The following is a 24,140-nucleotide window of genomic DNA, read 5'->3' on the forward strand; positions in this document are numbered from 1 at the left end:
GTGTGATCGGATGACGGAGGCGAACCCACGGGGCCATGAAGCACAGCCAGGACTATCCACTGAAGGCCAGGCCCATGATCGGACTCGAGGACGAGTATCCGGCCGGCTTCGTCGATCCCCGGCACTGCCATGAACATGCGCAGTTCCTGTACGCCTCGTCCGGGGTGATGTCGGTGGTCACGCCGCACACCAGCTTCGTGATCCCGCCGCAGCGCGCCGTCTGGCTGCCGGCCGGGATGATGCACGAGGTGTCCTGCCGCGGCGCCGTATCGCTGCGTACGCTGTACATCGATCCCGCGCACGACACCGACCCCGGCAGCTGTCGCGTGCTGGAGGTCTCCGACTTCCTGAAGGCATTGGTACTGGAAGTGGTGAAATTCCCCACCGAGTACGACCTGGAGGGCCGCGAAGGCAGGATCGCGTGGTTGCTGCTCGACGAGATCCGGCAGATGCCGAATGCGCCCTACCACGTGCCGATGCCCTCCGACCCGCGCCTGGTGCGCGTGTGCCAGGCGATCATCGCCAACCCCGCGGACCAGCGCGACATCGATGCATGGTCGGTGCTGATCGGCATGAGCCGGCGCACCTTCACCCGTGCCTTCAAGCAGGAACTGGGCATGGGCTTCGCCCTATGGCGGCAACAGGTGCGGCTGATGGAAGCGGTGTCGCTGCTGGCCGCGGGCCGCTCGATCACCTCGGTCGCGCTGGACGTCGGCTACGAAAGCCCCAGCGCATTCACCGCGATGTTCCACCGCGCCTTCGGCGAGCCGCCCAGCGTGTACGTCGTGCGCTGACGCATTGGTGAGCGCAGTCGGTCGGGTTGATGCCGGGCTCAGGCGCCGAGCAACAGGGGCAAGGCGTCGCCTGCCGTCGCGCGCCAGCTGACATCGACATCGTCGGACAGCGCGGTGCGTTCGGGGTTGATCTCGACGACCGTCGCGCCGCTGCGCCTGGCCAGTGCAGGCAGGCCCGCGGCCGGATGCACCAGGCCGGAAGTGCCGACCACCAGCATCAGCATGCAATCGCGCGCGGCATCGGTGGCCACCTGCCAGGCGTCATCCGGCAGGGCTTCGCCGAACCAGACCACGCCGGGGCGGATGCCGCCGCCGCAGTACGCGCATGCCATCGGCGCGATGCGTTGCGCAGCGGGATCCAATGGCGGCAACCCGCCCTCGTGCCCACTGCCGCAATCGAAGCAGCGCAAGGCGAACAGGCTGCCGTGCACGTGCGCATCGACGACGCTGCCTGCGCGCTCGTGAAGGTCATCGACGTTCTGGGTGACGAGGGTGACGCGCGACGTGCGGCGCGCCGGTTCCGCCAGCGCGCGGTGGCCGGCATGCGGTTGCGCATCGCGCACCAGCGCCATCCGCCAGCGGTACCACGCCCAGACCAGTGCGGCGTCCGCGCGCCAGGCCTCGGCGGTCGCCAGTTGCATCGGGTCGAAGCGCGACCACAGGTCGTGTTGGGTGCCGCGGAAGGTCGGCACGCCGCTTTCGGCCGACATGCCGGCGCCGGTCAGCACGCAGATGCGGCCATCGTGCGAGATCGCGTCGCGAACCGCATTGGCGATCGCCGGTGGTGGCGGCATCGCCATCAGGCGCGATGCTGCGCGGCCAGGTACTCGGCGCTCTGCATTTCCACCAGGCGTGACGCGGTGCGCTCGAAGGCGCCGGCCAGGCGCTCGCCGGCGTACAGCGCGTGCGGCGCGGCATCGGCGGTGCAGACCAGGTTGACGTGGCGGTCGTAGAGCTCATCGACCAGGGTGACGAAGCGGCGCGCGGCATCGTTGCGCGTCTCGCCCAGCACCGGGATGCCGCCCAGCAGCACGGTGTGGAACTCGCGCGAGATCTCGATGTAGTCGGTCGCGCCGCGCGGGCCTTCGCACAGGGCGTCGAAATCGAACCACGCCATGTCCTTGCAGCGGGCGCGCACCGCGATGCGGCGGCCGTCGATGTCGATGCCGGCGTCGCGATTGGCATCGTCGCCGCCCAGTTCATGCCAGCGCGATTCGAGCCAGGCGTCGCTGGCGTCGTCCAGCGGCGCGCGATACACCGGTGAACGGGTCAGTGCGCGCAGGCGGTAGTCGACGTCGCTGTCGAGGAACACCACGTCGCAATGTTGCTGGACGAGCGCGATCGCCGGCAGGAAGCGCGCGCGCTGCAGGCCATCCTTGTACAGGTCCTGCGGGTCGACGTTGGACGTGGTGACCAGCACGATGCCTTCGGCGAACATGCGCTCCAGCAGGCGGCCCAGCAGCATTGCATCGCCGATGTCGCTGACGAAGAACTCGTCCAGCACCAGCACGCGCAGGTGGCGCCGCCAGCCGCGCACGATCGCCGCCAGCGGATCGGCCTCGCCGGCGTGTTCGCGCAGTTGCTCGTGTACGCCGCGCATGAAGCGGTGGAAGTGCGTGCGGCGCTTGCCGTTGCCGTCGCCACGCCCGGCGCTGACGCCATGCAGGTCCGCCGAACGCACGTCCGGAAGCGTCAATCCCGCAAAGAACAGATCGACCAGGAAGGTCTTGCCGCGCCCCACCCCGCCCCACAGGTACAGGCCCATCGGTGCAGCCGCGCGCTCGCGTCCCAGCAGCTTGCCCAGCAGGCTGCGCGGCTGCGGCTGCAGCAGCGCTTCGTGCAATCCATCCAGCGCGCGGAGCGCTTCGTGTTGCGCGGGGTCGTCGCTCCAGTCGCCGCGGGCCACGCCGTCGCGATAGCGTGCCGACGGCCGCGCCGCCGCTTGCGCGTCAGTCATTCGCGGCCGGCAGGTACTGGCGCACGCCGTGCTTGATCGCGCCGCGCAGGTCGATCAGCTTGCGATGGAAGAAGTGGCTGGTATCGGGCATGCGCACAAGCTCGGCCTTGGCGTCGCCCTTGTCCAGCCAGTCGTACACGGCCTGCGGGTCGACGATCTCATCGTTCTCGCCCTGCACCACCAGCCACGGCATCGTCGGCATCGGCACCACGTCGAAATCCCAGCGGCCGGCCGGCGGCGCGATCGAGATCAGCATCGCCGGATCGAGTTCTTCCGCCGCCAGCAGCGAGACATACGCCCCGAAGCTGAAGCCCGCCAGCCACAGCGTGTCGCCGGGGCGTTGTTCGCGGACCCAGGCGGCGACGGCGCGCAGGTCATCGCGTTCACCGCGGCCGTGGTCGAACGTACCCTCGGACGCGCCGGTGCCGCGGAAGTTGAAGCGGACGGTGGTGGCACCCAGTTCGCGCAGGCTGCGCGCCACCATCGTCACCACCTTGTTGTGCATGGTGCCGCCCTCGGTGGGCAGCGGGTGGCAGACGATGGCCACCAGCGGGCGCGGTTTGGCCTCGGCATCGGCTGCATCGACCGCGACTTCCAGCGCGCCGGCGGGGCCGGGCAGGGTCAGCGTGGCGGAGTCGTCGGGGAAGCGGGGGCTGGCCATGCCGCGATGATAGTCGCTCGGGTGTGCGCTCAGGGTGTGGCCAGCCGGAAGCCGGTGACCAGCGAATCGTGGTCGGAGCTGCGCCACGGAGATGCCGGCCGATCCGAGCCGTTGGCACCACGATAGCCGACGTTCTGTGGTTCATCGGCATTGCTGTGCCACTTGGCGGCGCCGACGAGGCGCGCGGCCAGCGCCGGGCTGAGCAGGGCATGGTCGAGTCGGCCGGCCTGGCCGTCGAACACATAGCTGTGCGGTGCCGGACCGTGCGCCGGCAGGAAGGCATCCACCCAGCCCGCCGCGATGAAGGCTTGCACGGGGTCTTCCATGGCATAGGCGTTCAGATCGCCGACGATGGCGACAAGATCGCTGCCCGAGCCGGTCGGGTTGGTGCCCAGCCATGCCATCAGCCGTTGTGCCGAGTCGGTACGCAGCGCGTTCCAGCAGGCCTGGCCGTCGCCCTGGTCGCGCTCCGCGCCTTCGGCCTCGCTGCAGCCCTTGGATTTGAAGTGGTTGGCGACGACGACGAAGGCCGGGCCATCGCCCCGACGGAAGGCCTGCGCCAGTGGCGCACGGCTGCGCGGGCCGAACGGGCCGTCCTCCAGCGTGGCGGCCCGGCCGACCGGCCGCACGTGGCCGGCGCGGTACAGCAGGCCGACGCGGATGGCATCGTCGCCCGGGCCCTGGCCGGCATCGACGTAGCGCCAGTCCGCGCCCGCGGCATTCAGGGCGTCGACCAGTTGGGCGATGCTGGAGTGCCGGTCGAAGCCGTCGTTCTCCAGCTCCATCAGTGCCGCGATGTCCGGGTCCAGCGCGTGGATGGTGGCGACCAAGCGGGCGAGTTGCGCCTCGTACTCGGCCAGCGTGCGCGCGCCGCGCGCGGTCGGGAAGCCGCCGCCGCGGCCATCGCCGTTGAACAGGTTCTCGAGGTTGAAGGCGGCGATGCGGGTATCGCCACCCACGCGCGGTGGTTCGGGGCGCGGGGCGGACGCGATTCGCAGCGGCGCGGTGGCCTGCAGGCGGTACTGGCCGTGGCGCTGGTCGACGATGCCTTCGGCCAGGGTGATGGTGCTGCCGCTGCGGGGCGGTGGCTGGCCATCGAGGTACCACAGGGTCTCCGGCCGTTCGGCATCGCTGCCGTCGTCGATCAGCAGCCGGCGGCGGGCGTTGTCGGCCATCACCGCGCGCGCGGCGTCGCCGGGCGGGGCGATTTCGGTGGGCACGTGCAGGCGGCCGTCGAAGCTGGCGACCAGGGTGCCGCGGCGCGCCAGGTCGTGGTGGCCGCTGATGGTCAGCGGCGCGTCGATGCGTACGCGCATGCCTTCATATCGTTCCCAGTCGTCGGGGGCGGTGGTGATGGCGACGGCGCCCGGCAACCGCGCCTCGCGCGCCACGACGGTCAGCGTGGCATTCGAGAGCGAGGTCAGCGTGCCGCGCGTGGACTGACCTTCGGCGTGGAGCTCGGCGACGGTGCCGAAGGCACGCACGCGATCGCCTGCCAGCAGGGGTCCCGCCTCGCCCCGAGCGTGGATCGATGCGCCATCCGCGGCGATGAACAGGCCGTCGGACGTGGCGGGATCGCCATCGCCCGCGTCCTGCACGAACCAGCCACCCAGGCCCTCGCGCATGTCGGCCGTGACCACCCCTTCGACGGTCACCGCTTGCCCAAGGTGGAGGCTGGTCGCGCCCGTCCCCTGCACGGCACCGATCGACATGACCCAGGCGGGATCGGGTGCGGCGGATGTGGCGTCGACCCCCAAACTGCGGCATCCGGTCAGCATGAGACCGATCGCGGCGGCGAGGGCCATCCAGGAAAAGCGATGCATCAGGCGCTCCGTTGTGCAGGGCGCGGCGCAAATGCAAACGCCGCCCGGAGGCGGCGTTCGTGGCGCACGCATGGCGGCCAGCTTACTGCAGGTGTTCGACCATCCAGTCGACGGTGGCCTCGACCTGCTCGTCGCTCAGCGCCGGGTTGCCGCCGCGGGCCGGCATCACTCCGGACGCGCCGGTAAAGCCTTCGATGGAGTGGCGGTAGAGCGTGTCGCGGCCCTGTGCGATGCGTGCGGCCCAAGCGGCCGTTTCCAGCTTGGGCGCGCCGCCGGCGCCGGAGGTGTGGCAGCCCGCGCACAGGTTCTGGTAGATCACCGAGCCGTCCAGCGTGCCGCCATAAGCCACCTGGGCGGCTGCGGCAGCTGCGGCTGCGGCCGTCGCGGCCGCCTGCGCCGCGGCGCCCGTGCTGCCCGCATACACGTCGCCCACCGGCGCGATCCGCGCCTCGGTGCGCTGGGCCACCGACGGGTGTACTTCTTGCGGCAGGGCCCGGTGCAGGAAGATCGAACCGATGATCAGGCCCAGCGTCACCAGCACCAGGAAGCCGATCACCAGCGAGAAGCGCTTGAGGAATTCGAGGTCGTAATTACGCACAGGACACCCTTGGCACGGCCGCCGGGCCGCAGCTGACGACGAAGTATAAACAACCGGCCATCCGCATGGCCGGCACTTGGCGCCAGCGACATGTCGCCGGACTGGCGCGCCTGGAGGGATTCGAACCCCCGACCAATGGCTTCGGAAGCCACTACTCTATCCGGCTGAGCTACAGGCGCGAGCCGCGTATTGTTCCATGATCGTGCCCCGCGGCGCGAGTACGCGTTCGCGGGACCGATCCGGAGAGCCATGGGTTACGAACGCCACACCCCGATATCGCCGCCGCCACTGCCGCGCTGGCGCGAGCGCCTGGGCCAGTACTGGGCGCTGGTGCGCGGCGACCGGCCGATCGGCTGGCTGCTGCTGCTGTGGCCGACCTGGTGGGGGCTGTGGGTGGCCTCGGGCGGGGTTCCGCCCTGGTGGATCCTGGTCGTGTTCAGCGCAGGGGTGTGGCTGACGCGCTCGGCCGGCTGCGTGATCAACGACTATGCGGACCGGTGGCTCGACGGCAGCGTCGAGCGCACGAAGCACCGGCCGCTGGCCACGGGTGCGGTGTCGGGGCGCGAGGCGCTGCTGGTGTTCGCGGCGTTGATGCTGGTCGCCTTCGCACTGGTGCTGACGCTGAACCGGCTGGCGATCCTGATGAGCGTGTTGGGCGTATTCCTCGCCGCCAGCTATCCCTACCTCAAGCGTTACACCTACCTGCCGCAGGTGTACCTGGGCGTGGCATTCGGCTGGGGCATTCCAATGGGCTTCGCCGCCGTGCAGGGCACCGTGCCTCCGGTGGCGTGGGTGCTGTACGTGGCCAACATCTTCTGGGCGACGGCCTACGACACCTGGTATGCGATGGTCGATCGCGACGATGACATCCGCATGGGTGCAAAATCGACCGCGATTTTGTTCGGTGACCTCGACCTCGTCGCGCAGGCGGTGCTGTATGCGTTGACGTTCGCCGCGCTGGGGCTGGTGGGCCGCGACGCGGGGCTGGGCCAGTACTACTGGATCGGGCTGGCAGTCGCGGCCGGGTTCGTGGCGTACCAGTTCGCGATGGCGCGCACGCGCGATCGCGAACGCTGTTTCCGCGCGTTCCTCAACAACCATTGGGTGGGGATGGCGGTGTTCGTTGGCATTGCCGCGGATTTCGCATTGCGCTGACTCGCGCATCCGCGGGTTGCGATGCGCTACGGCACCCGCGCGCAGACCCAGGCATCCACGCGCGCCACGCCGGCGCGCCGCAGGGCGGTGGCTGCGGCCTGCAGCGTGGCGCCGGTGGTCATCACGTCGTCCACCAGCGCCAAATGGGCCGGCAGCGGCGTCCGGGCCGTGGCCAGGAAGGCGCCGCGCAGGTTGCGCTTGCGCTGCGCGGCATCCAGCCGCGACTGCGCGGTGGTGGCCCGGGCGCGCACCAAGGCCCCCTGCAGCAAGGGAATGCCCAACGTATGCGCCAGCGGCCGGGCCAGCTCCAGCGCTTGGTCGTAGCCGCGGCGGCGCAGGCGCGCCGGGTGCAGCGGGACGGCGATGAGAGCGTCGGGGCGAGGCAGACCGGCGAAGGCCTCGGCCATGCAGCCGGCCAGCAGGTGGCCCGCGGCGAGGTCGCGGTGGAACTTCAGCCGCGGCAGCAGCCGGTCGACGGGCGTTCCGTACAGGAAGGCCGCATGCGTCTCGGCCAATACCGGAGGGCGACGCAGGCAATGGCCACAAGTGGCCTCGGCCCCGGGTAACGGCAGGGCGCAACGCAGGCAGGCCGCGCGCAGCCAGGGAAGGGTGGCGGCACAGCGGGTGCAGAGCTCGCGCCCGTCGTCACCGGCCTCGCGGCACACCAGGCAGCGCGGGTGCGAGAGCCGCAGCAACAGTCGGCGCCACCAGCCGTCAACCGGCGCGGGCAGGATTTGGTTGACAGGCCCGGACATGCTTTCCAGACTGCCGGCCGCAAGCCCGCGTGTCCGTCAGGGAATCCCCATGTCCAGCGTCAGCCAAGCCCCCGCCACCGCGCCCCGCCACGACTGGGGGCTGCGCGAGATCGAAGCCCTGTTCGACCTGCCGTTCCCGGAGCTGCTGCACCGCGCCGCCAGCGTGCATCGCGAGGCCTTCGACCCGGCCGAGGTCCAGGTCAGCACCCTGCTGTCGGTCAAGACCGGCGGCTGCCCGGAGGACTGCGCCTACTGCCCGCAGGCACAGCGTTATCACACCGGCGTGGACGCCACCAAGCTGATGAGCACCGAGGACGTTGTCGAGAAGGCGAAGCAGGCCAAGGCCGCCGGCGCCTCGCGCTTCTGCATGGGCGCGGCCTGGCGTTCGCCGAAGGACCGCGACATCCCCAAGGTGGCGGCGATGATCCGCGAGGTGAAGGCGCTGGGGCTGGAGACCTGCGCCACGCTGGGCATGCTCAGCGGCGAACAGGCGACTGCGCTGCGCGCCGCCGGCCTGGACTACTACAACCACAACATCGACACCGATCCCGAGTTCTACGACTCGATCATCCGCACCCGCGAGATCCAGGATCGCCTCGACACGCTGGAACACGTGCGCGATGCCGGCATGAAGACCTGCTGCGGCGGCATCGTCGGCATGGGCGAGACGCGCCGCCAGCGCGCCGGCTTCCTGCGCACGCTGGCCAACCTGCCGGCGCATCCGGATTCGGTGCCGATCAATCGCCTGGTGCAGGTGGAAGGCACGCCGCTGCACGGCACGCAGGCGCTGGATCCGTTCGAATTCGTGCGCACCATCGCGGTCGCGCGCATCGTGATGCCGCAGTCTATGGTCCGGCTCTCCGCGGGGCGCGACGAGATGAGCGACGAATTGCAGGCGCTGTGCTTCCTGGCTGGCGCCAACTCCATCTTCTACGGCGAGAAGCTGCTGACCACCGGCAATCCCGATACCGAGCGCGACCTCGCATTGTTCGCGCGCCTCGGCCTGCGGCCGATGCCGGTCGCCGTGGATGCGCACGGCCACGACCATGGCGGCACCGTGCACGCAGACATCGTCGAGGGCGCGCGTCCCTGCGCCGCCTGAGCGACACGCGACTCCGGTGACGCGCCCCATGGCCGAACGCACAGACCTGCGCCAACGCATCGCCGCGCAGCGCGCCGAACGCGAGGCGCGTGCGTTGCTGCGCACGCGGCGCACGGTGCTGCGCCGCGACGGCATGCGCTGCGAAGTGCAGGATGGCAACGGCACGCCGCGCTGGCTGACCAATTTCTGCGGCAACGATTACCTGGGCCTCGCCCAGCAGTTCGCCGTCGCCGCCGCGCTGCAGGACGCGTCGTCGCGCATGGGCACCGGCGCCGCGGCATCGCACCTGGTCTGCGGCCACCACGCCGCGCACGAGGCGCTGGAACGCGAGGTCGCCGAATGGCTGGAGGTGCCGGCCGCGCTGCTGTTCGGCAACGGCTACCTCGCCAACCTCGCGGTGGTGCAATCCTTGCTGGGCGACAACGACGTCTGCGTGCAGGATCGCCTCAACCACGCCAGCCTGGTCGATGCCGCGCGCCTGTCCGGCTGCCGCCTGCGCCGCTATCCGCATGCCGATGCCGAAGGCGCGTTGCGCCAGCTGCGCGCCTCGCCCGGCGGTGCCGCAATGTTGGCCACCGACGGCGTGTTCAGCATGGATGGCGATGTCGCGCCGCTGCGCGAGCTGTCGCTGGCCGCGCGCATGCAGAAGGCCTTGCTGTATGTCGACGACGCGCACGGCATCGGCGTGCTGGGGCCGGACGGCCGCGGCAGCGTCGCCGAGGCCGGGCTGGACCTGCGCGCGGCACCGCTGCGCCTGGCCACCTTGGGCAAGGCCCTGGGCGGCTACGGCGCGATGGTGGTGGGCGACGCGGAGCTCGTCCGCCACCTCGCCGAAACCGCGCGCCCGTACATCTACACCACGGCATTGCCGCCGGCCCAGGCCGCCGCCACGCTGGCCGCGGTGAAACTGGCGCGCCGCGAGGCCTGGCGGCGCGAAAAACTCGCCGCGCTGGTCGCGCGCTTCCGCGCCGACGCGCAGCGGCATGGCCTGGAATTGATGCCCTCCGACACGCCGATCCAGCCGGTGCTGTGCGGCGGCAACGCCACGGCGCTGGCGATGTCGGCCTCGCTGGAGCGCGATGGCTTCTGGGTGGCCGCGATCCGTCCGCCCACGGTGCCGGAAGGGCGGGCGCGCCTGCGGGTCACGTTGAGCGCCGCGCATACCGATGCCGACGTCGATGCGCTGGTCGATGCGCTGGCGGTGGCACGCAATCGCGTCGGCGCAGCAGCAGACAGCCACGTCGCATGAGCGCCGGCAATGCGCAGGGCCGCCTCGCACTGGCGGCGGTTGGCGTCGCCCTGCTGTCGGCGCTGTTCTTCACCATGACCTACGTGCTCAATCGCGCCAGCGCCAGCGAAGGCGGCCACTGGGCCTGGATCGCATCGCTGCGCTACCTGATCACCTTGCCGCTGATGCTGCCGCTGATGCGCTGGCAGGGCGGCATGGCGCCGGTGTGGCGGGCGATCGTCGCGCACCCGCTCGCGTGGCTGCGCTGCGCGGCGATCGGTTTCGTGCTGTTCTACTGCATGCTCAGCTTCGCCGCCGCCAGCGGGCCGTCGTGGCTGGTCGCCGGCAGCTTCCAGTTCACGGTGATCGCCGGCATGTTGTGCGCGCCTTTGCTGTATCGCGATGCGCGCCGCCGCATCCCGCCTGCCGGGCTGGCCGTGGCGGCGGTGATCCTGGTGGGCGTGCTGATGATGCAGCTCGGTCATGCCAGTGGTGCGCTCGATCGCAGCGGCTGGATCGCGCTGGCCTGCGTGCTGGTGGCGGCGTTCGCCTATCCGTTGGGCAACCGGCTGTTGTTGTTGCATCTCGAGCGCACGGGCGAAGCGCTCAACGCCACCCAGCGCGTGTTCGGCCTGACCCTTGCCAGCCAGCCGTTGTGGCTGCTGGTGGCGCTGTACGCCGGCACCACGCAAGGCGCGCCGACGATGGCGCAGGCGTGGCTGGCGGCCGGCGTGGCGCTGTTCGCGGGCGTGATCGCCACGGTGCTGTTCTTCCAGGCTACCGGCATGGTGCGCAACCAGCCGCTGGCGTTGGGCGCGGCCGAAGCCATGCAAGGCGCCGAGGTGGTGTTTGCCGTTCTGCTGGGCGTCTTGCTGCTGGGCGAGCATTGGCCGAGCGGCAGTGCGCTGGCCGGGGCGCTCGTGGTGGTGGCGGGCATCGTCGCCTTCGCCTGGGTGGTGGCGCGACCCGCCGCCGGCAGCGCGCGCGCGACGAAAATACTGCGGACGGACAAGGGCGCATGACCACGCTACGGATCGAAACGCGCGGCAAGGGGCCGCCGCTGGTGCTGCTGCATGGCTGGGCGATGCATTCGGGCGTGTTCGATGCGTTGGCAGGACGTCTCGCGGACGACTTCACCCTGCACCTGGTGGACCTGCCCGGACACGGCCACAACCGCGACGCCGCGCTCGCGCTGGCGCTCGAACCGGTGGTGGCCGAACTCACGCAGCGCGTGCCGCGCGCGCTGTGGGTCGGCTGGTCGCTGGGCGGATTGTTCGCGCTGCACGCAGCATCGACGCGCGGCGAATCGGTGGCGGGCGTGGCGATGCTCTGCGCCAGTCCGCGTTTCGTGCGCGGCGAGGACTGGCGGCTGGGCATGTCGCCGGAAATCTTCCGTGGCTTCGCCCTGGGACTGCGCAGCGATTACCGCGCCACGCTGGACCGCTTCATCGCGCTGGAGGCGTTCGGTTCCGACGATGCGCGCGGCGAGATGCGCGCATTGCGCAATGAAGTCTTCGCGCGTGGCGAACCCGCCACGCATGTGCTGGCCGATGGCCTCGAACTGCTGGAAACCACCGACCTGCGCCCCGCGCTGCCCGCGTTGTCGATGCCGACGTTGTGGCTGGCCGGGCGCCGCGACCGGCTGGTCGACCCCCGCGCGATGCAGGCCGCCGCCGCGGAGGTCGCCGATGCGCGCATGGTGGTGGTCGAGCATGCCGGGCACGCGCCGTTCCTGACCCATGCCGAAGACGTGTCCGCGGAGCTGGCGACATTCGGCGCACGTGTCTTCGGCATGGCGGCGGCACCATGAGTGGCGGCAATCCGCCCGTGTTCGATACCCGCCAGGTGCGCCATGCGTTCTCGCGTGCGTCGAACAGCTACGCGTCCGCATCCGCGCTGCAGCGTGAAGTGGAGGGCTGGCTGCTGGAGTCGCTCGATTATCTGGACGACCGCGTGCCGGGACTGGTGCTGGATGTCGGCTGCGGCCCGGGCAACGCTGCACGGGCGATGCGCGCGCGCTGGCCGAAGGCGCGGGTGGTTGCGCTGGACCTCGCCCTGCCGATGTTGCGGCAATCGCCGGCGCGCGACGGCTGGAACCCGCTGCGCAAGCCCATCGATCGCGTCTGCGCCGATCTGCGTGCATTGCCGCTGGCCGATGCCAGCGTCGACGTGCTGTTCTCCAACCTCTGCCTGCAGTGGGTCGACGACCTGCCCGCGGCGTTCGCCGGTTTCCGCCGCGTACTCAAGCCCGGCGGCCTGCTGCTGTGCTCGACCTTCGGGCCGGACACGTTGCATGAGTTGCGTGACGCGTTCTCGCAGGCCGACGCAGTGCCACACGTCAGTCCGTTCGTGTCGATCGCCGCCTTCGGCGACGCCTTGGTGCATGCCGGTTTCCGCGATCCGGTGCTCGATCGCGATGTGCTGGTGCGCGGCCACGCCGACCTGCCTGGCCTGATGCGCGAACTGCGTGCGCTGGGCGCCACCAACGCATTGCATTCGCGCCGACACACGCTCACCGGGCGCGCACGCTTCGCCGCCGCTTCCGCCGCGTATGAGCCGCGACGCCGCGACGACGGCCAGCTGCCTGCCAGCTGGGAGGTCATCACCGCGATGGCCTGGGCGCCCGCGCCTGGCGCACCCATCCGCGGGGTCGATGGCGAAACCGCGAGCTTCCCGGCCCACCGCATCCCCGTGCGCAGGCGCTGAGCCGGCCGCGCTTCGCGACGATTCAGCCCGCGCCACACACACTGGCCGCCTGACGCTTGCAGGAGACACGGGATGGCCGCCATCCGACACCAAGGCATGCTGCTGGCATGCGCCATCCTGGCATGGCCCACGGCTGCGCCGGCGCAGTTCGACCTGTCTTCGTTCGATCCGGCTGCGATGTCGGTGTTGGCCGAGGACGTGGTGCTGCGCGCGCCGGATGCCGACATGGATCGCGTGTTCAAGGCAGTGCACGCCGCATCGCAGCGCGACGACGATGCGCGTGCGCTGTGCGCGCTGTTCGAGCCCGACGCCGATCGCTCGATCAACGGCCTGCAGCGCGCGGCCAACGGCCTGGGCGACGACAGTCGCCAGCGTTTCGCCGATGCATTGGCGATGGTGGCGGTGTCCGGCTTCCAGTCGCCGCGCCAGCCCTACGACGCGGCCGCCGCGCAACAGGTGGTCAAGTCGGCCGGCGCGACCGCGATGTTCCTCAACGACGGTTTCACCGCGGGGCTTGCCGCCACCGGTACCGACGCGGCCAGCCGTGATGCGCGCTGTCGCTCGTTCCGCTGGCTGGTGGATGCGCTGGATGGTTTCGAGCCCTCGGACCGTGCCGCGGCCACGCGTTACCTGCTGCTGGAAGGTTTGACGCTACAGCGCAACATGCTGTGACGCGAACCGCGATGGCGCGACAGTGCGCTTCCCGGGCATCACGACGCATTGCGGTCGTGCAGCGTGGAGTCAGTCATCCCACCTGGCGCAGCCACTCCTCCAGGTTGTAATAGTTGCTGACGCGTGCGATGCGGCCGTCGCGGACCTCGAAGAACGCGCCTCCCGGCAGCACGTAGCGCTGGCCGTGCGCGGGCGGCAGGCCGGCGTCGGCGACCCGGTATTCGCCGTGCACCACGTATTCCGCCGCGGCCCGCCGGCCATCGTCCGATGCCACGACGGCGATGTCGTGCAACTGCTCGCGATAGCAGCGGTCCATCCGCGCGAGGAACGCTGCGAAGGCATCGCGTCCGGTTTCGCGCGGGCCCTGGTTGAGATCGTGCGCCACGTCGTCGTGCAGCAGGGCCAGCATCGCCGACCAGTCGGCGCGGTTGAAGGCGGCGTAGTAGCCGCGCACCAGCGCAATGGCGGCGTGCCTGGGGGAATCGTCGGGCATGGGGGCTCCGGAAGGTCAGCGCGCGCCGTCGAACAGGTCGCGGTGGAAGAAGTAGGTCTCGCGCGCCAGGAACTCCAGCCGCGTGCGCCACGATCGGAAGCGCGTGCTGGGCGTGGGCGAGCCCAGCGCATCGATGCCCAGCCGGCGCGACAGGCGCAGCGCACGCGCCATGTGCAGCGGATCGCTGACGATGATCACGCGGCGCAGGTCGTGGTCCAGCATCAACCGGCGCGCCTGGACCAGGTTGTCGTGCGTGGTGCGCGAGACGGCCTCGATCAGGATCGCGTCCTCCGGCACGCCCTGCCGCAGGGCATAGCGACGCGCCACCTGGGATTCGGCGAAGCGCGCGCGGCTGCCGCCATAGCCGCCGGTGAAGATCAGCGTCCTTGCGTAGCCGTCGCGGTACAGGTCCAGGCCGTGCTCGATGCGCGCCTCGAACACCGGCGACGGCTGCGCGTCGTAGGCGGCGGCGCCCAGCACGACGATGGCATCCGCCGGCGCGGCCTGGTCGCGCTCGCCCACCCACAGGATGTGGCCGGCCACGCCCAGCAGCCACAGCACGACCAGCAGCGCCAGCCGGAACACGAAGCGCAGGAAGCGCCGCGGCTTGCGTTGGGCGGGCTTCACCATGGCAGCGCATCCGGATCGACGTTGCCGCCGGTCAGCACCACGCCGACGCGCTTGCCAGCGAAGCGTGCCGGCTGCGCGAGCACGGCCGCGAGCGCGATCGCCGACGACGGTTCCACCAGCAGCTTCGCCCGCTGGAACAGCAGACGCATCGCCGCACGCGTGGCGTCGTCCTCCACCGCGATCACCTCGGCGCCGTGCGCGCGCAGGATGTCGAAGTTCGGTTCGCCCAGGGTGCCGCGCAGGCCATCGCAGATGGTGTCGGGCGTGAAGTCGGTGACGCGTTCGCCACGCTGCAGCGACAGCAGCGTCTCCGCGGCGCCGGCGGGTTCGGCGAGGAACAGCGCGGTTTGTGGCGCGATGGCGGCCAACGCGATCGCCGTGCCCGACGCCAGTCCGCCGCCGCCCACCGGCACCACCACCGCATCCAGCGTCCGTGCGTGCAACAGTTCGAGCACCGCGGTGCCCTGGCCGGCGATGACGCGGGCGTCGGCATAGGGATGCACCAGGTCGGCGCCGGTGTCGCGCTGCACCTGCGCACACATCGCCTCGCGCGCCGCAATGGTGGGCGCGCAGCGATGCAGCACGGCGCCGTGTGCCTCGATCGCCGCGAGCTTCGAACGCACCGCACCCTCCGGCACGACGACGTGGCAGGGCAGGCTGCGCAGCTTCGCCGCCAGCGCCAGCGCACCGCCATGGTTGCCGGACGAATGCGTCACCACGCCGCGCGCCGCGATCGTGGCCTCCAGCGAATACACCGCGTTGCACGCGCCGCGGAACTTGAACGCGCCGCCGCGCTGCATGGACTCCGCCTTGAACGCGAGGGCGCAGCCGGCGGCATCGTCCAGGCTGCGCGCCTGCAGGACCGGCGTGACGTGCGCATGGGGCGCGATGCGCGCCGCCGCGGACAGGATGTCCGCATGGGTGGGTTGGGTGAATGGGGCACTCATGGCACCAGACTAGCGGAAGGGCGCGCAGCCGCCCATCGTGCGGGCGGTCATCGCGGTCGCAATCGACGTGCGCCACGACTTCCCCCTGTTGTTCAGGCAGCTGACCGCAGGTCGTGAGGGTTAAGGGCGGATTCAATGCCTCGGGCGGATGCTGTCAAAATCATGAACAGGGGCATGACCATGATCCGCATCAAGTTGGCCGCCGTGGCGACCACGCTGCTGCTCGCCGGTTGCGTCAGCGGCTACGGCTATCGTGGCGGAAGCGGAGACTACTACTACGGCCAGCCCGGCACCCACTACGTCTACGGGGCGCCCTACAGCTCGCTCGGCTACGGCTATCCGGGAGGCTGGTACGGAAGCATCGGGTTCGGCTACGGTGGCTTTGGTCGCCCCTATGGCTACGGACCCTACGGCTACTACGGCGCCTATCGACCGTATTACGGCTTTCCCTATGCCTACCGCCCGCCGTACTGGCCGCATCGCCCGCACCGGCCGCATCGTCCCGACCATCGTCCGCCGGAGCCCGACGCCGCCGGCCCGGTGATGGGTGGGCAGCGTCCGCCAGTGCGGCGGCCAAGCCCGCCGCCGCAAGGCAGCCAGAGCCGTGGCCCGTACACCGGCGGTGCCCTGCCGCCCGGACCGGGAGAGGGCTGGCGCGGAGGCCCCCGCCGCGAGTCCGGCGGCTCGCCGATGTCGCGCCCTCCGCAGGCAGCCCCCGGCCACCGTGGCCAGATGCCCGCTCGGCGTATGGAGGGAGGCCCGCCGATGTCGCGCCCTCAGCCTGCAGCGGTCCAGCCGCGTCCGGCCCCGCAGTCGCGCCCTGCGCCCGCGCCACGCCCGCAGCCGTCACGGCGGGATGCCGGTGCGCAGCAGGAGCCGTGATCGATCCCCTCCAAAAACTGCTTGCGTTGAGGCCCGGCTGACGCCAAGCTAGATTCAGGTGACCGGTTGTGTCGCAAAGCGACGTAACCTGTCTTGAGTGCCTGTCGACACCCGGCGGGGGATTACCGGATCCCCCCTGTTCCGCTCCCGCCGGGCGTCGGCGCTATCCAGCGCCGACCGCTGCGGTCCCGCAGCAAAAAAAGGGGCCGGATGTCCCCCGACATCCGGCCCCTGTGCTTCCCCGGGTTGTGCATGGCCAGCCCTGTTCCAATCTCCAGCCGCGCCCCCTACAGACGCTTGCCAACGTCGGGTGCCTCCAGAGCGCACGCACGAACCGTGCCAACTTCCTGGCCTGCGTGTGTTGGTGGCGACGACAGGCCGGGCCTGCTTCCGCGACAATGCCGGACCGCCGGCCGCCCGCAATGCCAACCCCTCGACCCATGGACCACCGCTTCCACCAGCATGACGTGATCGTGATCGGCGGCGGCCACGCCGGCACCGAAGCCGCGCTGGCGTCCGCGCGCGCCGGGGCGCGCACCCTGCTGCTCACCCACAGCATCGAGACCGTGGGCGCGATGAGCTGCAACCCGGCCATCGGCGGCATCGGCAAGGGGCACCTGGTCAAGGAGATCGACGCGCTGGGCGGCGCCATGGCGAAGGCGGCCGATGCGGCCGGCATCCAGTGGCGGCGCTTGAATGCCTCGAAGGGCCCGGCAGTGCGCGCTACCCGCGCGCAGGCCGACCGTTCGCTCTACCGCGCCTTCATCCGTCGTGCGGTGGAGCGCCAGCCGAACCTCACGGTGTTCCAGGCCGCAGTCGATGACTTGCTGATCGATGGCGATGTGGTGCGCGGCGTGGTCACCCAGACCGGGCTGCGGTTCGAGGCGCCGGCCGTGGTGCTGACCGCCGGCACCTTCCTCGCCGGCAAGGTGCACATCGGCGAGACCCAGTACGCCGCCGGACGCATGGGCGATCCGCCGGCCACCACGCTGGCGGCGAGACTGCGCGAGCGCCCGTTCGTCATCGACCGGCTCAAGACCGGAACGCCACCGCGCATCGATGGCCGCACGCTCGACTATTCGAAGATGGACGAACAGCCCGGCGATGATCCGCGTCCGGTGTTCTCGTTCATGGGCTCGCATGCGGATCATCCGCAGCAGGTGTCGTGCTGGATCACGCACACCACCGAACGCACGCACGAACTCATCCGCGGCGCGCTGCATCGCTCGCCGATGTATTCCGGGCAGATCGAAGGCATCGGCCCGCGCTACTGCCCCAGCATCGAGGACAAGGTGGTGCGTTTCGCCGAGAAGGCCAGCCACCAGATCTTCGTCGAGCCCGAGGGGCTGGATGTCGTGGAAATCTATCCCAACGGCATCAGCACCTCGCTGCCGTTCGACGTACAGCTGCAGCTGGTGCAGTCGATCACCGGCTTCGAGCAGGCGCACATCACGCGCCCCGGCTACGCCATCGAGTACGACTACTTCGATCCGCGCGGCCTGAAGACCTCGCTGGAAACCAAGGCGATCGCCGGGCTGTTCTTCGCCGGCCAGATCAACGGCACCACCGGTTACGAGGAAGCCGCGGCGCAGGGCTTGCTGGCGGGCGTGAATGCCGCGCGTTTCGTGCGCGAACTCGATGCCTGGTCGCCGCGTCGCGACGAGGCGTACCTGGGCGTGCTGGTCGACGACCTGATCACCCACGGCACCACCGAGCCGTACCGCATGTTCACCTCGCGCGCCGAGTATCGCCTGCAGCTGCGCGAGGACAACGCCGACCTCCGGCTGACGCCCACCGGTCGCCAACTGGGCCTGGTGGATGACGCGCGCTGGTCGCGCTTCGAGGCCAAGCGCGACGCGATCGAGCGCGAAACCGCGCGCCTCGGCGGCCTGTGGGCATCGCCCAACAATGCGGCCGGGCGCGAAGCCATCGACACGCTGGGCATCGATCTGAGCCGCGAGAACTCCGCGCTCGACCTGATGCGCCGGCCCGAACTCGACTACGCGAAGCTCGCGTCGCTTTCGGCATTCGCTCCCGAAACCCCGGTCGCGGTCGTCGTCGCCGAACAGGTCGAGATCGAAACCAAGTACGCCGGCTACCTGCAGCGCCAGCGCGACGAGATCGCCCGCGCGCAGCGCAACGAAGGCACGCCGATCCCCGACGACTTCGACTACGCGCGGGTAAGCGGCCTGTCGGCAGAAGTGCAGCAGAAGCTGGAACGCGTGCGCCCGCAGACCGTAGGCCAGGCGCAGCGCATCCCCGGCATGACGCCCGCGGCGATTTCGCTACTGCTGGTGCACCTGGAACGAAGCAGGCGCGGCAGCGCGACCGAAGGTGCATCGCGCGCGGCGGCGCGCTGAAGCCGGATCGGCGAAAAAGGCCCCGTGGCCCGGTGCATCTGGAGTGCCACCGTTCCAGTTGCGTGATGTGGTCGGTCAAACCGACGGGGTGTCATTGCTCTTTCGATTGGGCACAATGCCGCGCCGGTCGAGCAAGAACGGAGACCAAGCCGGATGAATGACGAGGCAATACACGCAGCGCTGGATCGTTATCCGACTTGGCAGGAGGGGAAGGTAGGTGGCAGCAGGACGGGTACGGGAAGCGCCGCCTTCATCTGGCGTGCTGTCGGCTATCTGATTGAGCAGGGCGAACTGGACCCCTTCGCCCGTGATACCGCTGCCGCCGAAACCGCGGTCGGCCGGTTTGCTGCCGCCCTGACCGATGCGCCCGACATTAGCCGCAACCTGCAGGAAGTGGGTAACGCGCTGTCGTACTGGCGTGACCGCATGCGGGCAAGTGACGACAGCGGCTACCGCGTGACCCTGACGAAAGGCGCGATCGACAACGCCTATTTGCCGCTGCGCCGGTTGTCCGACAGCCCGTTTCCAGCCGACATGCTGGGCGATGACCAAGGGGACAAGCCGGGACGGGTCGCCGAATTCGACACCGACACGGGCTGGCGGTTCCGGTCGGACGTGCGCTCGTCCAACAAGCAGTCCGGCCGCCTGCGTACCCGGATGGGGCCTTACTACAAGGTCATCCAGCCGCGTCCCGGCGACAGCGTCCGCATCGACCTGCAGCCCGATGGAAGTTATAGGTTGCGGCACGACAAGCAGGCAGGGCGAGGCACGACGTCACCGGCGTCCGCGTTCGACCAAGGCTATGCGGCGCTGCGCTCCCGCTTCCTGGCCGCGTATCCCGACTTCGCCGGATTTCCGGGCGACCCCCGGTATCGCGATCAAGAGCGCATCTACAAGGACGAGATGATCGCGCTGTACCGCACGCTGGTGCTGGCGCCACTGTCGCAGCGGCACTGGTCGGAAGCGGGCGCCGGTCTGTTGAAGTTCCTGCGCATGCCGCTGCGCAGTACCCGCAAGCCGCAGAACGTCGTGGGATGGCGCTACGTCGACGTCATCGACCGCCTGGGCGAGCAGGGTCGCAGCGGGTTAGCCGAAGCCTTGGCCGACCTGCTGGACGGTGACGCCGACGTGTCGGGTCGCGTGGATGCATTCATCGCCCGGTGGAAAGCCCACGCGGGCAAAGGCCAGAAGCTGCTGCCCGCGGCGCAACGGTCGATCGTGGGGCTGTGCCTGGCGCTGGCGTTCCCCGACCGGCACATCTTTCTCAAGACCAGCGAGCTGAGGCGTGCGCTGCGCCTGCTGGACCCTGGCTTCGACTGGACCCGGGCGGGATTGGCGGGCGTCGACGTGGTGCGCGTGGATGGGCTGGTGAGACGGGTGTTCGAGCGATTGCAGGACGAGGGCTGGATGCCCGCCGATCGCGTGGATGCACAGGGATTCCTGTGGGTGGCCATCAGCCAGTCAACGGATACGGAGCAGGAAGATGACGACAACGACGACGTGGACGACGCGGAGGCTGTCTTGAGCACCGAACCCCTCAACCAGATCCTGTTCGGGCCGCCCGGCACCGGCAAGACCTTCGCCACCATCGACCGCGCACTGGCGATCCTGGATCCGGGCTTTTCCGGCAGCCGAGAGGCGATGAAACAGAAGTTCGATGCGCATGTCGCCTCAGGACAGGTGCGCTTCGTGACCTTCCACCAGAGTTTCGGCTACGAGGATTTCGTCGAAGGCATCCGTGCCGGCACCAATGATGTGACGGGCCAGATCGAGTACCGAATCGAGGATGGCGTGTTCAAGCAGGTCTGCGCGGCAGCCGAGCAGCGCGTGGTGCAGGCGGCGGCTGAAGGCATTGACCTGGCCGGGCGCAGGGTCTGGAAGATCTCGCTTGGCCAGGCCGGTGTGGAGGAAGGCGTCTACGAAGATTGCATCGCGCAGGGGTTGGCGCTGATCGGGTTTGGCGGCGATGCCGATCTTGGCGACGTGGAGTCGCGCGAGGACATCCTGCGGCGGCTGCGCGAGGCCGATCCGGCCCAAGGGACGCTGGATTACCCGGTGACGGCGCTCAACACGTTCATCCGTCGGGTGCAGGTGGGCGACCTGTTCGTGGTCACCGAGGGCAACCTGAAGTTCCGTGCCATCGGCGTAGTCACCAGCGGGTACCTGCATGTGCCGCGCGAGGACGACAGCTATTCCCAGGGCCGGCGCGTGAAATGGCTGCGGGTGTACGAGACTGGCGTGCCCTATCAGGAGCTGATGGAAAACCGCTTCAGCCAGATGACGCTGTACGAGCTGCGGCCGGGATCGATCAACATGGACAAGCTGGCTGCGCTTTTGGCGGCCGAGGAGTCGCGCGACGCAAACGCGCCGCGGGTACTGATCATCGACGAGATCAATCGCGGCAACGTCTCACGCATCTTCGGCGAGCTGATTACCCTGATCGAGCCGTCCAAGCGCGCCGGCATGCCCGAGCAGTTGGAGGTCACGCTTCCTTACTCGAAGAAGCGGTTCTCGGTACCCGGGAACGTGTACCTGATCGGCACGATGAATACGGCGGACCGGTCACTGGCATCACTTGACATCGCGTTGCGGCGCCGGTTCTCGTTCGTGGAAATGCCGCCGCGGCCAGAGCTGCTGCAGGGACGGGAGATCGAAGGCGTGGACCTGGAACGCCTGCTCACGGTGATCAACCAGCGCATCGAAGCCTTGCTGGACCGCGACCACTGCATCGGCCACGCCTGCTTGATGCCGCTGGGCAGAGGCGCATCGCTGGATGCGCTGGCCGAGGTGTTCCGCAGCCAGATCATCCCGTTGCTGCAGGAATACTTCTTCGAGGACTGGCAGCGCATCCACTGGGTGCTGAATGACCATCGCAAGACGTCCGACGCGCACCGGTTCGTACTGCCCAGCCCACCCGATGCCGGGCTGTTCGGGGTGGAGGCCGACGGCGTGCCGGAGCGCATGCTGTGGCGGCTGAATCCAGAGGCCTTTGGTCGGGCGGAAAGTTACATCGGGATCATCGAGGCGGCGCAGGGCTGACCCATGCGCCATGTCGTCGTCCGCGAGCATGCGCGCCTGACCACGGGCCGGATCGACGGCGCCGGTTCGCTGGACGTGGCCAGCGTTCCCGACAGCGCCTTCGACTGGTTGTGCAAGGAAAGCGCGCGCCTGCGCGCCGCGGGCGCACCGCTGGTGGAGCTGCACGACCGCCGCTGGCTGCGGCTGGACAATTACGTTGGTGTGATCGAAACCCCCTGCGGCACGCGCATCGAGATCCTGCCCAAGGCGTTCGACGGCGCGGACGAGGCGCCGCGCGCGCGCGCGCTGCTGCGCAGGATGCTGTCGCGCTGCATGGAGGTGAAACCGCGCGAGTCGGGGCCGGCGTCGATCGAGACCTTCGACGGCCCGCTCACCGAATGGGTGATGCGGCAGTTCCTCGGCGCCCTGGATGGCCTGGTCAAGCGGGGCCTGCGCTTCGACTACCACGCCGTGCGCGAGGAGCAGCCGTACCTGCGTGGCCGGCTGGAAGTGGGGTGGCAACTGCGACAGCCGGCAGGGCGTGCGCACCTTTTCCAGGTCGAGCATGATGTGTTCGACGCCGACCGGCCCGAGAACCGCCTGCTGCGTGCGGCGCTGGACCGCGTGTGCCGGTCGGCGCAGCATCCGGACAACTGGCGCCTGTCGCGCGAACTGGCCACGCGGTTGGCCGAGGTGCCGTGCAGCCGCAACATCGCGGCGGATTTCAGGCGCTGGCGTGACGATCGCCTGTTGGCGCATTACCGACCGGCGCGGCCCTGGTGTTCGCTGGTCCTCAACGAGCAATCACCGCTGGCATTTGCTGGACACTGGCGCGGCCACAGCCTGCTGTTCCCGATGGAAAAGCTGTTTGAGCGTTATGTCGAAGTGTGCCTGCGCCGGACGCTGCCCGCCGGAACCACGCTCAAGCGCACGCCATCAAGCCGCTACCTGTGCGGACACCGGTCCGAGCAGTGGTTCCAGCTGCAACCGGACTTCATGGCCCAACGCGATGGACGGCGCTGGGTGCTGGACACGAAATGGAAACGGTTGGACGCCGCGCTCGACAACAGCAGGGAGAAGTACGGCTTGAAGCAAGCTGATTTCTACCAGCTCTTTGCCTACGGCCACCACTATCTGCAAGGTGCGGGCGAGCTGTTGCTTGTCTATCCGAAAACGGCATCGCTGCCGCAATCACTGCCCGCTTTCGATTACAGCGACACCCTGCGGCTGTGGGTGGTGCCGTTTGATCTGGAGCAGGGGCGACTGGAAAGCGCGCCCGTTGGCGAAGCGTGGCCTGCAGCCCCGGCCGCATGAGATCGAGGTTGCGGTAGCACTCTCGTTGCGCGCCGCAAAGGCAGCAGGGTTGTGCGTGCCAACTGCGCTGCCCGGTGCGGGGCGTTGTTCGGTGCCGATTACGCAAGCAGGGGTGCTGGCTAATTACTGCGCGATCTCAGGATGGCGCGCCCGCCACTTGTCCAGACGCTGGCGATAAAGCACCAGTTCGTCGTTGTACAGGTCGTAGACGCAGGGGTCGCAGCCGCTGTCGCAGCAATCGCTGGGTAGCGGCGCCTCCGGCGGCTGCGGGCGCGGATCGTCCGAAGGGCCATGTGGCCCGGGTGCGCTGGTGGTTGCGCGCTCAGCCATGGCTGACGGTGCGCTGCGGCCGCCACGAAAACACCAGCAGCACGAGGCCGATGATGATGAACAGTGCCGCGCCCGCGAGCAGGAACGGATCGATGACGAACGGCTCGCGGAAGGCGAACTCGCCTGCACTGATCCTGCGCCAACCGGCGAAGTGCTGGGTGCTGGCGACTACGACACCGAACGCCGCGAGCACGGCGGCCAGCCAGCGCACCAGCCAGTGGCCCGGGTTGGGCAACAGCATCAACAGACCCAGCAGTCCGATCACGCTGCGCTGCGCGCGACAGAACGGACAGACGTAAACCAGCCCGGCGAAGTCGACCGTCCAGGTTGCGACGCTGACCAGGATGGCGAACAGCGCGATCCAACGGATGTGGCGATGCAACGTGTCGAGCGTGGGCATTGCGGTTCCCCGTGTGTGTGGGCGGCAGGCGCAACGGGAGTGTCGCCGATTCGTTTGTGGCAATTATCGTGCAGTGAGCAGGGAAGTCACGAGTATCCCGCCTGACAGGTGCCAACGTCCATGGGTGCCCGCCTTCGCGGGCATGACGAAGCCTTCGCTGATCCTTGCTCGTCGTCCCCGCGAAGGCGGGGGCCCATGGACGTTGCATTCCACTCGTGGCGCAACGGAACCGAGATGCTTCGCGCCTCTAGGTCGCAGACGGGTCTGCGTGGAGTTGATGGGCGCCAGACCGTCCACGGCCTCACGCGCACGCAG

23 protein-coding genes and 1 tRNA gene are annotated in these 24,140 nt (G+C 69.5%); 12 read left to right on the forward strand and 12 right to left on the reverse strand.

The genetic code is table 11. The features are described from left to right. Positions 1–35: 35 nt before the first annotated feature. Positions 36–794, forward strand: a complete 759-nt coding sequence (locus tag E2F46_RS12080; protein WP_133322377.1) for an AraC family transcriptional regulator — start codon at positions 36–38, stop codon at positions 792–794. A gap of 38 nt (positions 795–832) precedes the next feature. On the opposite strand, the gene E2F46_RS12085 is transcribed toward E2F46_RS12080, so the two are convergent. The 6 genes from E2F46_RS12085 to E2F46_RS12110 all read right to left on the reverse strand — a co-directional run bounded on the left by E2F46_RS12085 (position 833) and on the right by E2F46_RS12110 (position 6,012). Further along, positions 833–1,594: an SIR2 family NAD-dependent protein deacylase gene (locus tag E2F46_RS12085; protein ID WP_243720405.1), complete on the reverse strand. Its 762-nt coding sequence runs from the start codon at positions 1,592–1,594 to the stop codon at positions 833–835. Further along, positions 1,594–2,751 carry a cell division protein ZapE gene (zapE, locus tag E2F46_RS12090; protein ID WP_133322379.1) on the reverse strand — a complete coding sequence of 386 codons (1,158 nt, stop codon included), beginning with the start codon at positions 2,749–2,751 and terminating at the stop codon, positions 1,594–1,596. The genes E2F46_RS12085 and zapE overlap by 1 nt, the downstream gene beginning before the upstream one ends. Further along, positions 2,744–3,412 carry an alpha/beta hydrolase gene (locus E2F46_RS12095; RefSeq protein ID WP_133322381.1) on the reverse strand — a complete coding sequence of 223 codons (669 nt, stop codon included), beginning with the start codon at positions 3,410–3,412 and terminating at the stop codon, positions 2,744–2,746. Before E2F46_RS12095 ends, zapE begins: the two co-directional genes overlap by 8 nt. 29 nt (positions 3,413–3,441) lie before the next feature. Next, entirely contained in the window at positions 3,442–5,124 is a 1,683-nt protein-coding gene (locus E2F46_RS12100) for an ExeM/NucH family extracellular endonuclease (RefSeq protein ID WP_165967453.1), read from the reverse strand. Between the two features lie 193 nt (positions 5,125–5,317). Beyond that, positions 5,318–5,833 carry a c-type cytochrome gene (locus E2F46_RS12105; RefSeq protein WP_133322385.1) on the reverse strand — a complete coding sequence of 172 codons (516 nt, stop codon included), beginning with the start codon at positions 5,831–5,833 and terminating at the stop codon, positions 5,318–5,320. A gap of 102 nt (positions 5,834–5,935) precedes the next feature. Then, positions 5,936–6,012 (reverse strand) — tRNA-Arg (locus tag E2F46_RS12110). Positions 6,013–6,082: 70 nt separating this feature from the next. Here E2F46_RS12110 and ubiA point away from each other — a divergent pair. Beyond that, positions 6,083–6,988 carry a 4-hydroxybenzoate octaprenyltransferase gene (gene ubiA / locus E2F46_RS12115; protein WP_133322387.1) on the forward strand — a complete coding sequence of 302 codons (906 nt, stop codon included), beginning with the start codon at positions 6,083–6,085 and terminating at the stop codon, positions 6,986–6,988. Between the two features lie 26 nt (positions 6,989–7,014). Here ubiA and E2F46_RS12120 read toward each other — a convergent pair whose 3' ends face one another. Beyond that, positions 7,015–7,743, reverse strand: a complete 729-nt coding sequence (locus E2F46_RS12120; RefSeq protein WP_243720406.1) for a ComF family protein — start codon at positions 7,741–7,743, stop codon at positions 7,015–7,017. Positions 7,744–7,792: 49 nt separating this feature from the next. On the opposite strand from E2F46_RS12120, the gene bioB reads away from it, so the two are divergent. The 6 genes from bioB to E2F46_RS12150 all read left to right on the forward strand — a co-directional run bounded on the left by bioB (position 7,793) and on the right by E2F46_RS12150 (position 13,451). Continuing rightward, entirely contained in the window at positions 7,793–8,845 is a 1,053-nt protein-coding gene (gene bioB, locus E2F46_RS12125) for a biotin synthase BioB (protein WP_133322389.1), read from the forward strand. Further along, entirely contained in the window at positions 8,772–10,094 is a 1,323-nt protein-coding gene (gene bioF, locus E2F46_RS12130) for an 8-amino-7-oxononanoate synthase (protein WP_207949574.1), read from the forward strand. The genes bioB and bioF overlap by 74 nt, the downstream gene beginning before the upstream one ends. Beyond that, positions 10,091–11,095, forward strand: coding sequence for a multidrug resistance efflux transporter family protein (locus tag E2F46_RS12135; protein WP_133322393.1), 1,005 nt, complete (start codon positions 10,091–10,093; stop codon positions 11,093–11,095). The genes bioF and E2F46_RS12135 overlap by 4 nt, the downstream gene beginning before the upstream one ends. After that, entirely contained in the window at positions 11,092–11,883 is a 792-nt protein-coding gene (gene bioH, locus E2F46_RS12140) for a pimeloyl-ACP methyl ester esterase BioH (RefSeq protein ID WP_133322396.1), read from the forward strand. The genes E2F46_RS12135 and bioH overlap by 4 nt, the downstream gene beginning before the upstream one ends. Continuing rightward, complete coding sequence (bioC, locus tag E2F46_RS12145) at positions 11,880–12,779, forward strand: malonyl-ACP O-methyltransferase BioC (protein ID WP_133322398.1); 900 nt, start codon at positions 11,880–11,882, stop codon at positions 12,777–12,779. The genes bioH and bioC overlap by 4 nt, the downstream gene beginning before the upstream one ends. Before the next feature lie 72 nt (positions 12,780–12,851). After that, entirely contained in the window at positions 12,852–13,451 is a 600-nt protein-coding gene (locus tag E2F46_RS12150) for a hypothetical protein (RefSeq protein ID WP_133322400.1), read from the forward strand. Positions 13,452–13,524: 73 nt separating this feature from the next. Here the strand turns inward: E2F46_RS12150 and E2F46_RS12155 are convergent, their stop codons facing one another. Genes E2F46_RS12155 through E2F46_RS12165 form a run of 3 tightly spaced genes read right to left on the reverse strand, consistent with a single transcriptional unit; the run spans position 13,525 to position 15,521 of the window. Continuing rightward, a complete protein-coding gene (locus tag E2F46_RS12155) occupies positions 13,525–13,944 on the reverse strand; it encodes a ketosteroid isomerase-related protein (protein ID WP_133322402.1) in 420 nt (139 codons plus the stop codon). A gap of 15 nt (positions 13,945–13,959) precedes the next feature. Next, positions 13,960–14,574, reverse strand: coding sequence for a YdcF family protein (locus E2F46_RS12160; protein ID WP_133322404.1), 615 nt, complete (start codon positions 14,572–14,574; stop codon positions 13,960–13,962). Further along, positions 14,568–15,521, reverse strand: coding sequence for a pyridoxal-phosphate dependent enzyme (locus E2F46_RS12165; protein WP_133322407.1), 954 nt, complete (start codon positions 15,519–15,521; stop codon positions 14,568–14,570). Before E2F46_RS12165 ends, E2F46_RS12160 begins: the two co-directional genes overlap by 7 nt. 174 nt (positions 15,522–15,695) lie before the next feature. On the opposite strand from E2F46_RS12165, the gene E2F46_RS12170 reads away from it, so the two are divergent. The 4 genes from E2F46_RS12170 to E2F46_RS12185 all read left to right on the forward strand — a co-directional run bounded on the left by E2F46_RS12170 (position 15,696) and on the right by E2F46_RS12185 (position 23,095). Continuing rightward, the gene (locus tag E2F46_RS12170) at positions 15,696–16,403 is read left to right on the forward strand and encodes a hypothetical protein (RefSeq protein WP_133322409.1); all 708 of its coding nucleotides are present in this window, start codon (positions 15,696–15,698) and stop codon (positions 16,401–16,403) included. A gap of 440 nt (positions 16,404–16,843) precedes the next feature. Then, positions 16,844–18,763 carry a tRNA uridine-5-carboxymethylaminomethyl(34) synthesis enzyme MnmG gene (gene mnmG, locus E2F46_RS12175; RefSeq protein WP_133322411.1) on the forward strand — a complete coding sequence of 640 codons (1,920 nt, stop codon included), beginning with the start codon at positions 16,844–16,846 and terminating at the stop codon, positions 18,761–18,763. Positions 18,764–18,916: 153 nt separating this feature from the next. After that, the gene (locus tag E2F46_RS17705) at positions 18,917–21,802 is read left to right on the forward strand and encodes an AAA family ATPase (RefSeq protein WP_133322413.1); all 2,886 of its coding nucleotides are present in this window, start codon (positions 18,917–18,919) and stop codon (positions 21,800–21,802) included. Positions 21,803–21,805: 3 nt separating this feature from the next. Then, a complete protein-coding gene (locus tag E2F46_RS12185) occupies positions 21,806–23,095 on the forward strand; it encodes an McrC family protein (protein WP_133322415.1) in 1,290 nt (429 codons plus the stop codon). 123 nt (positions 23,096–23,218) lie between these two features. On the opposite strand, the gene E2F46_RS12190 is transcribed toward E2F46_RS12185, so the two are convergent. Continuing rightward, complete coding sequence (locus E2F46_RS12190) at positions 23,219–23,425, reverse strand: oxidoreductase-like domain-containing protein (RefSeq protein WP_133322418.1); 207 nt, start codon at positions 23,423–23,425, stop codon at positions 23,219–23,221. Next, positions 23,418–23,825 carry a hypothetical protein gene (locus tag E2F46_RS12195; RefSeq protein ID WP_133322420.1) on the reverse strand — a complete coding sequence of 136 codons (408 nt, stop codon included), beginning with the start codon at positions 23,823–23,825 and terminating at the stop codon, positions 23,418–23,420. Before E2F46_RS12195 ends, E2F46_RS12190 begins: the two co-directional genes overlap by 8 nt. Positions 23,826–24,140 lie beyond the last annotated feature (315 nt).

The organism is Luteimonas aestuarii, from assembly GCF_004357985.1.
GTDB lineage: Bacteria > Pseudomonadota > Gammaproteobacteria > Xanthomonadales > Xanthomonadaceae > Luteimonas > Luteimonas aestuarii.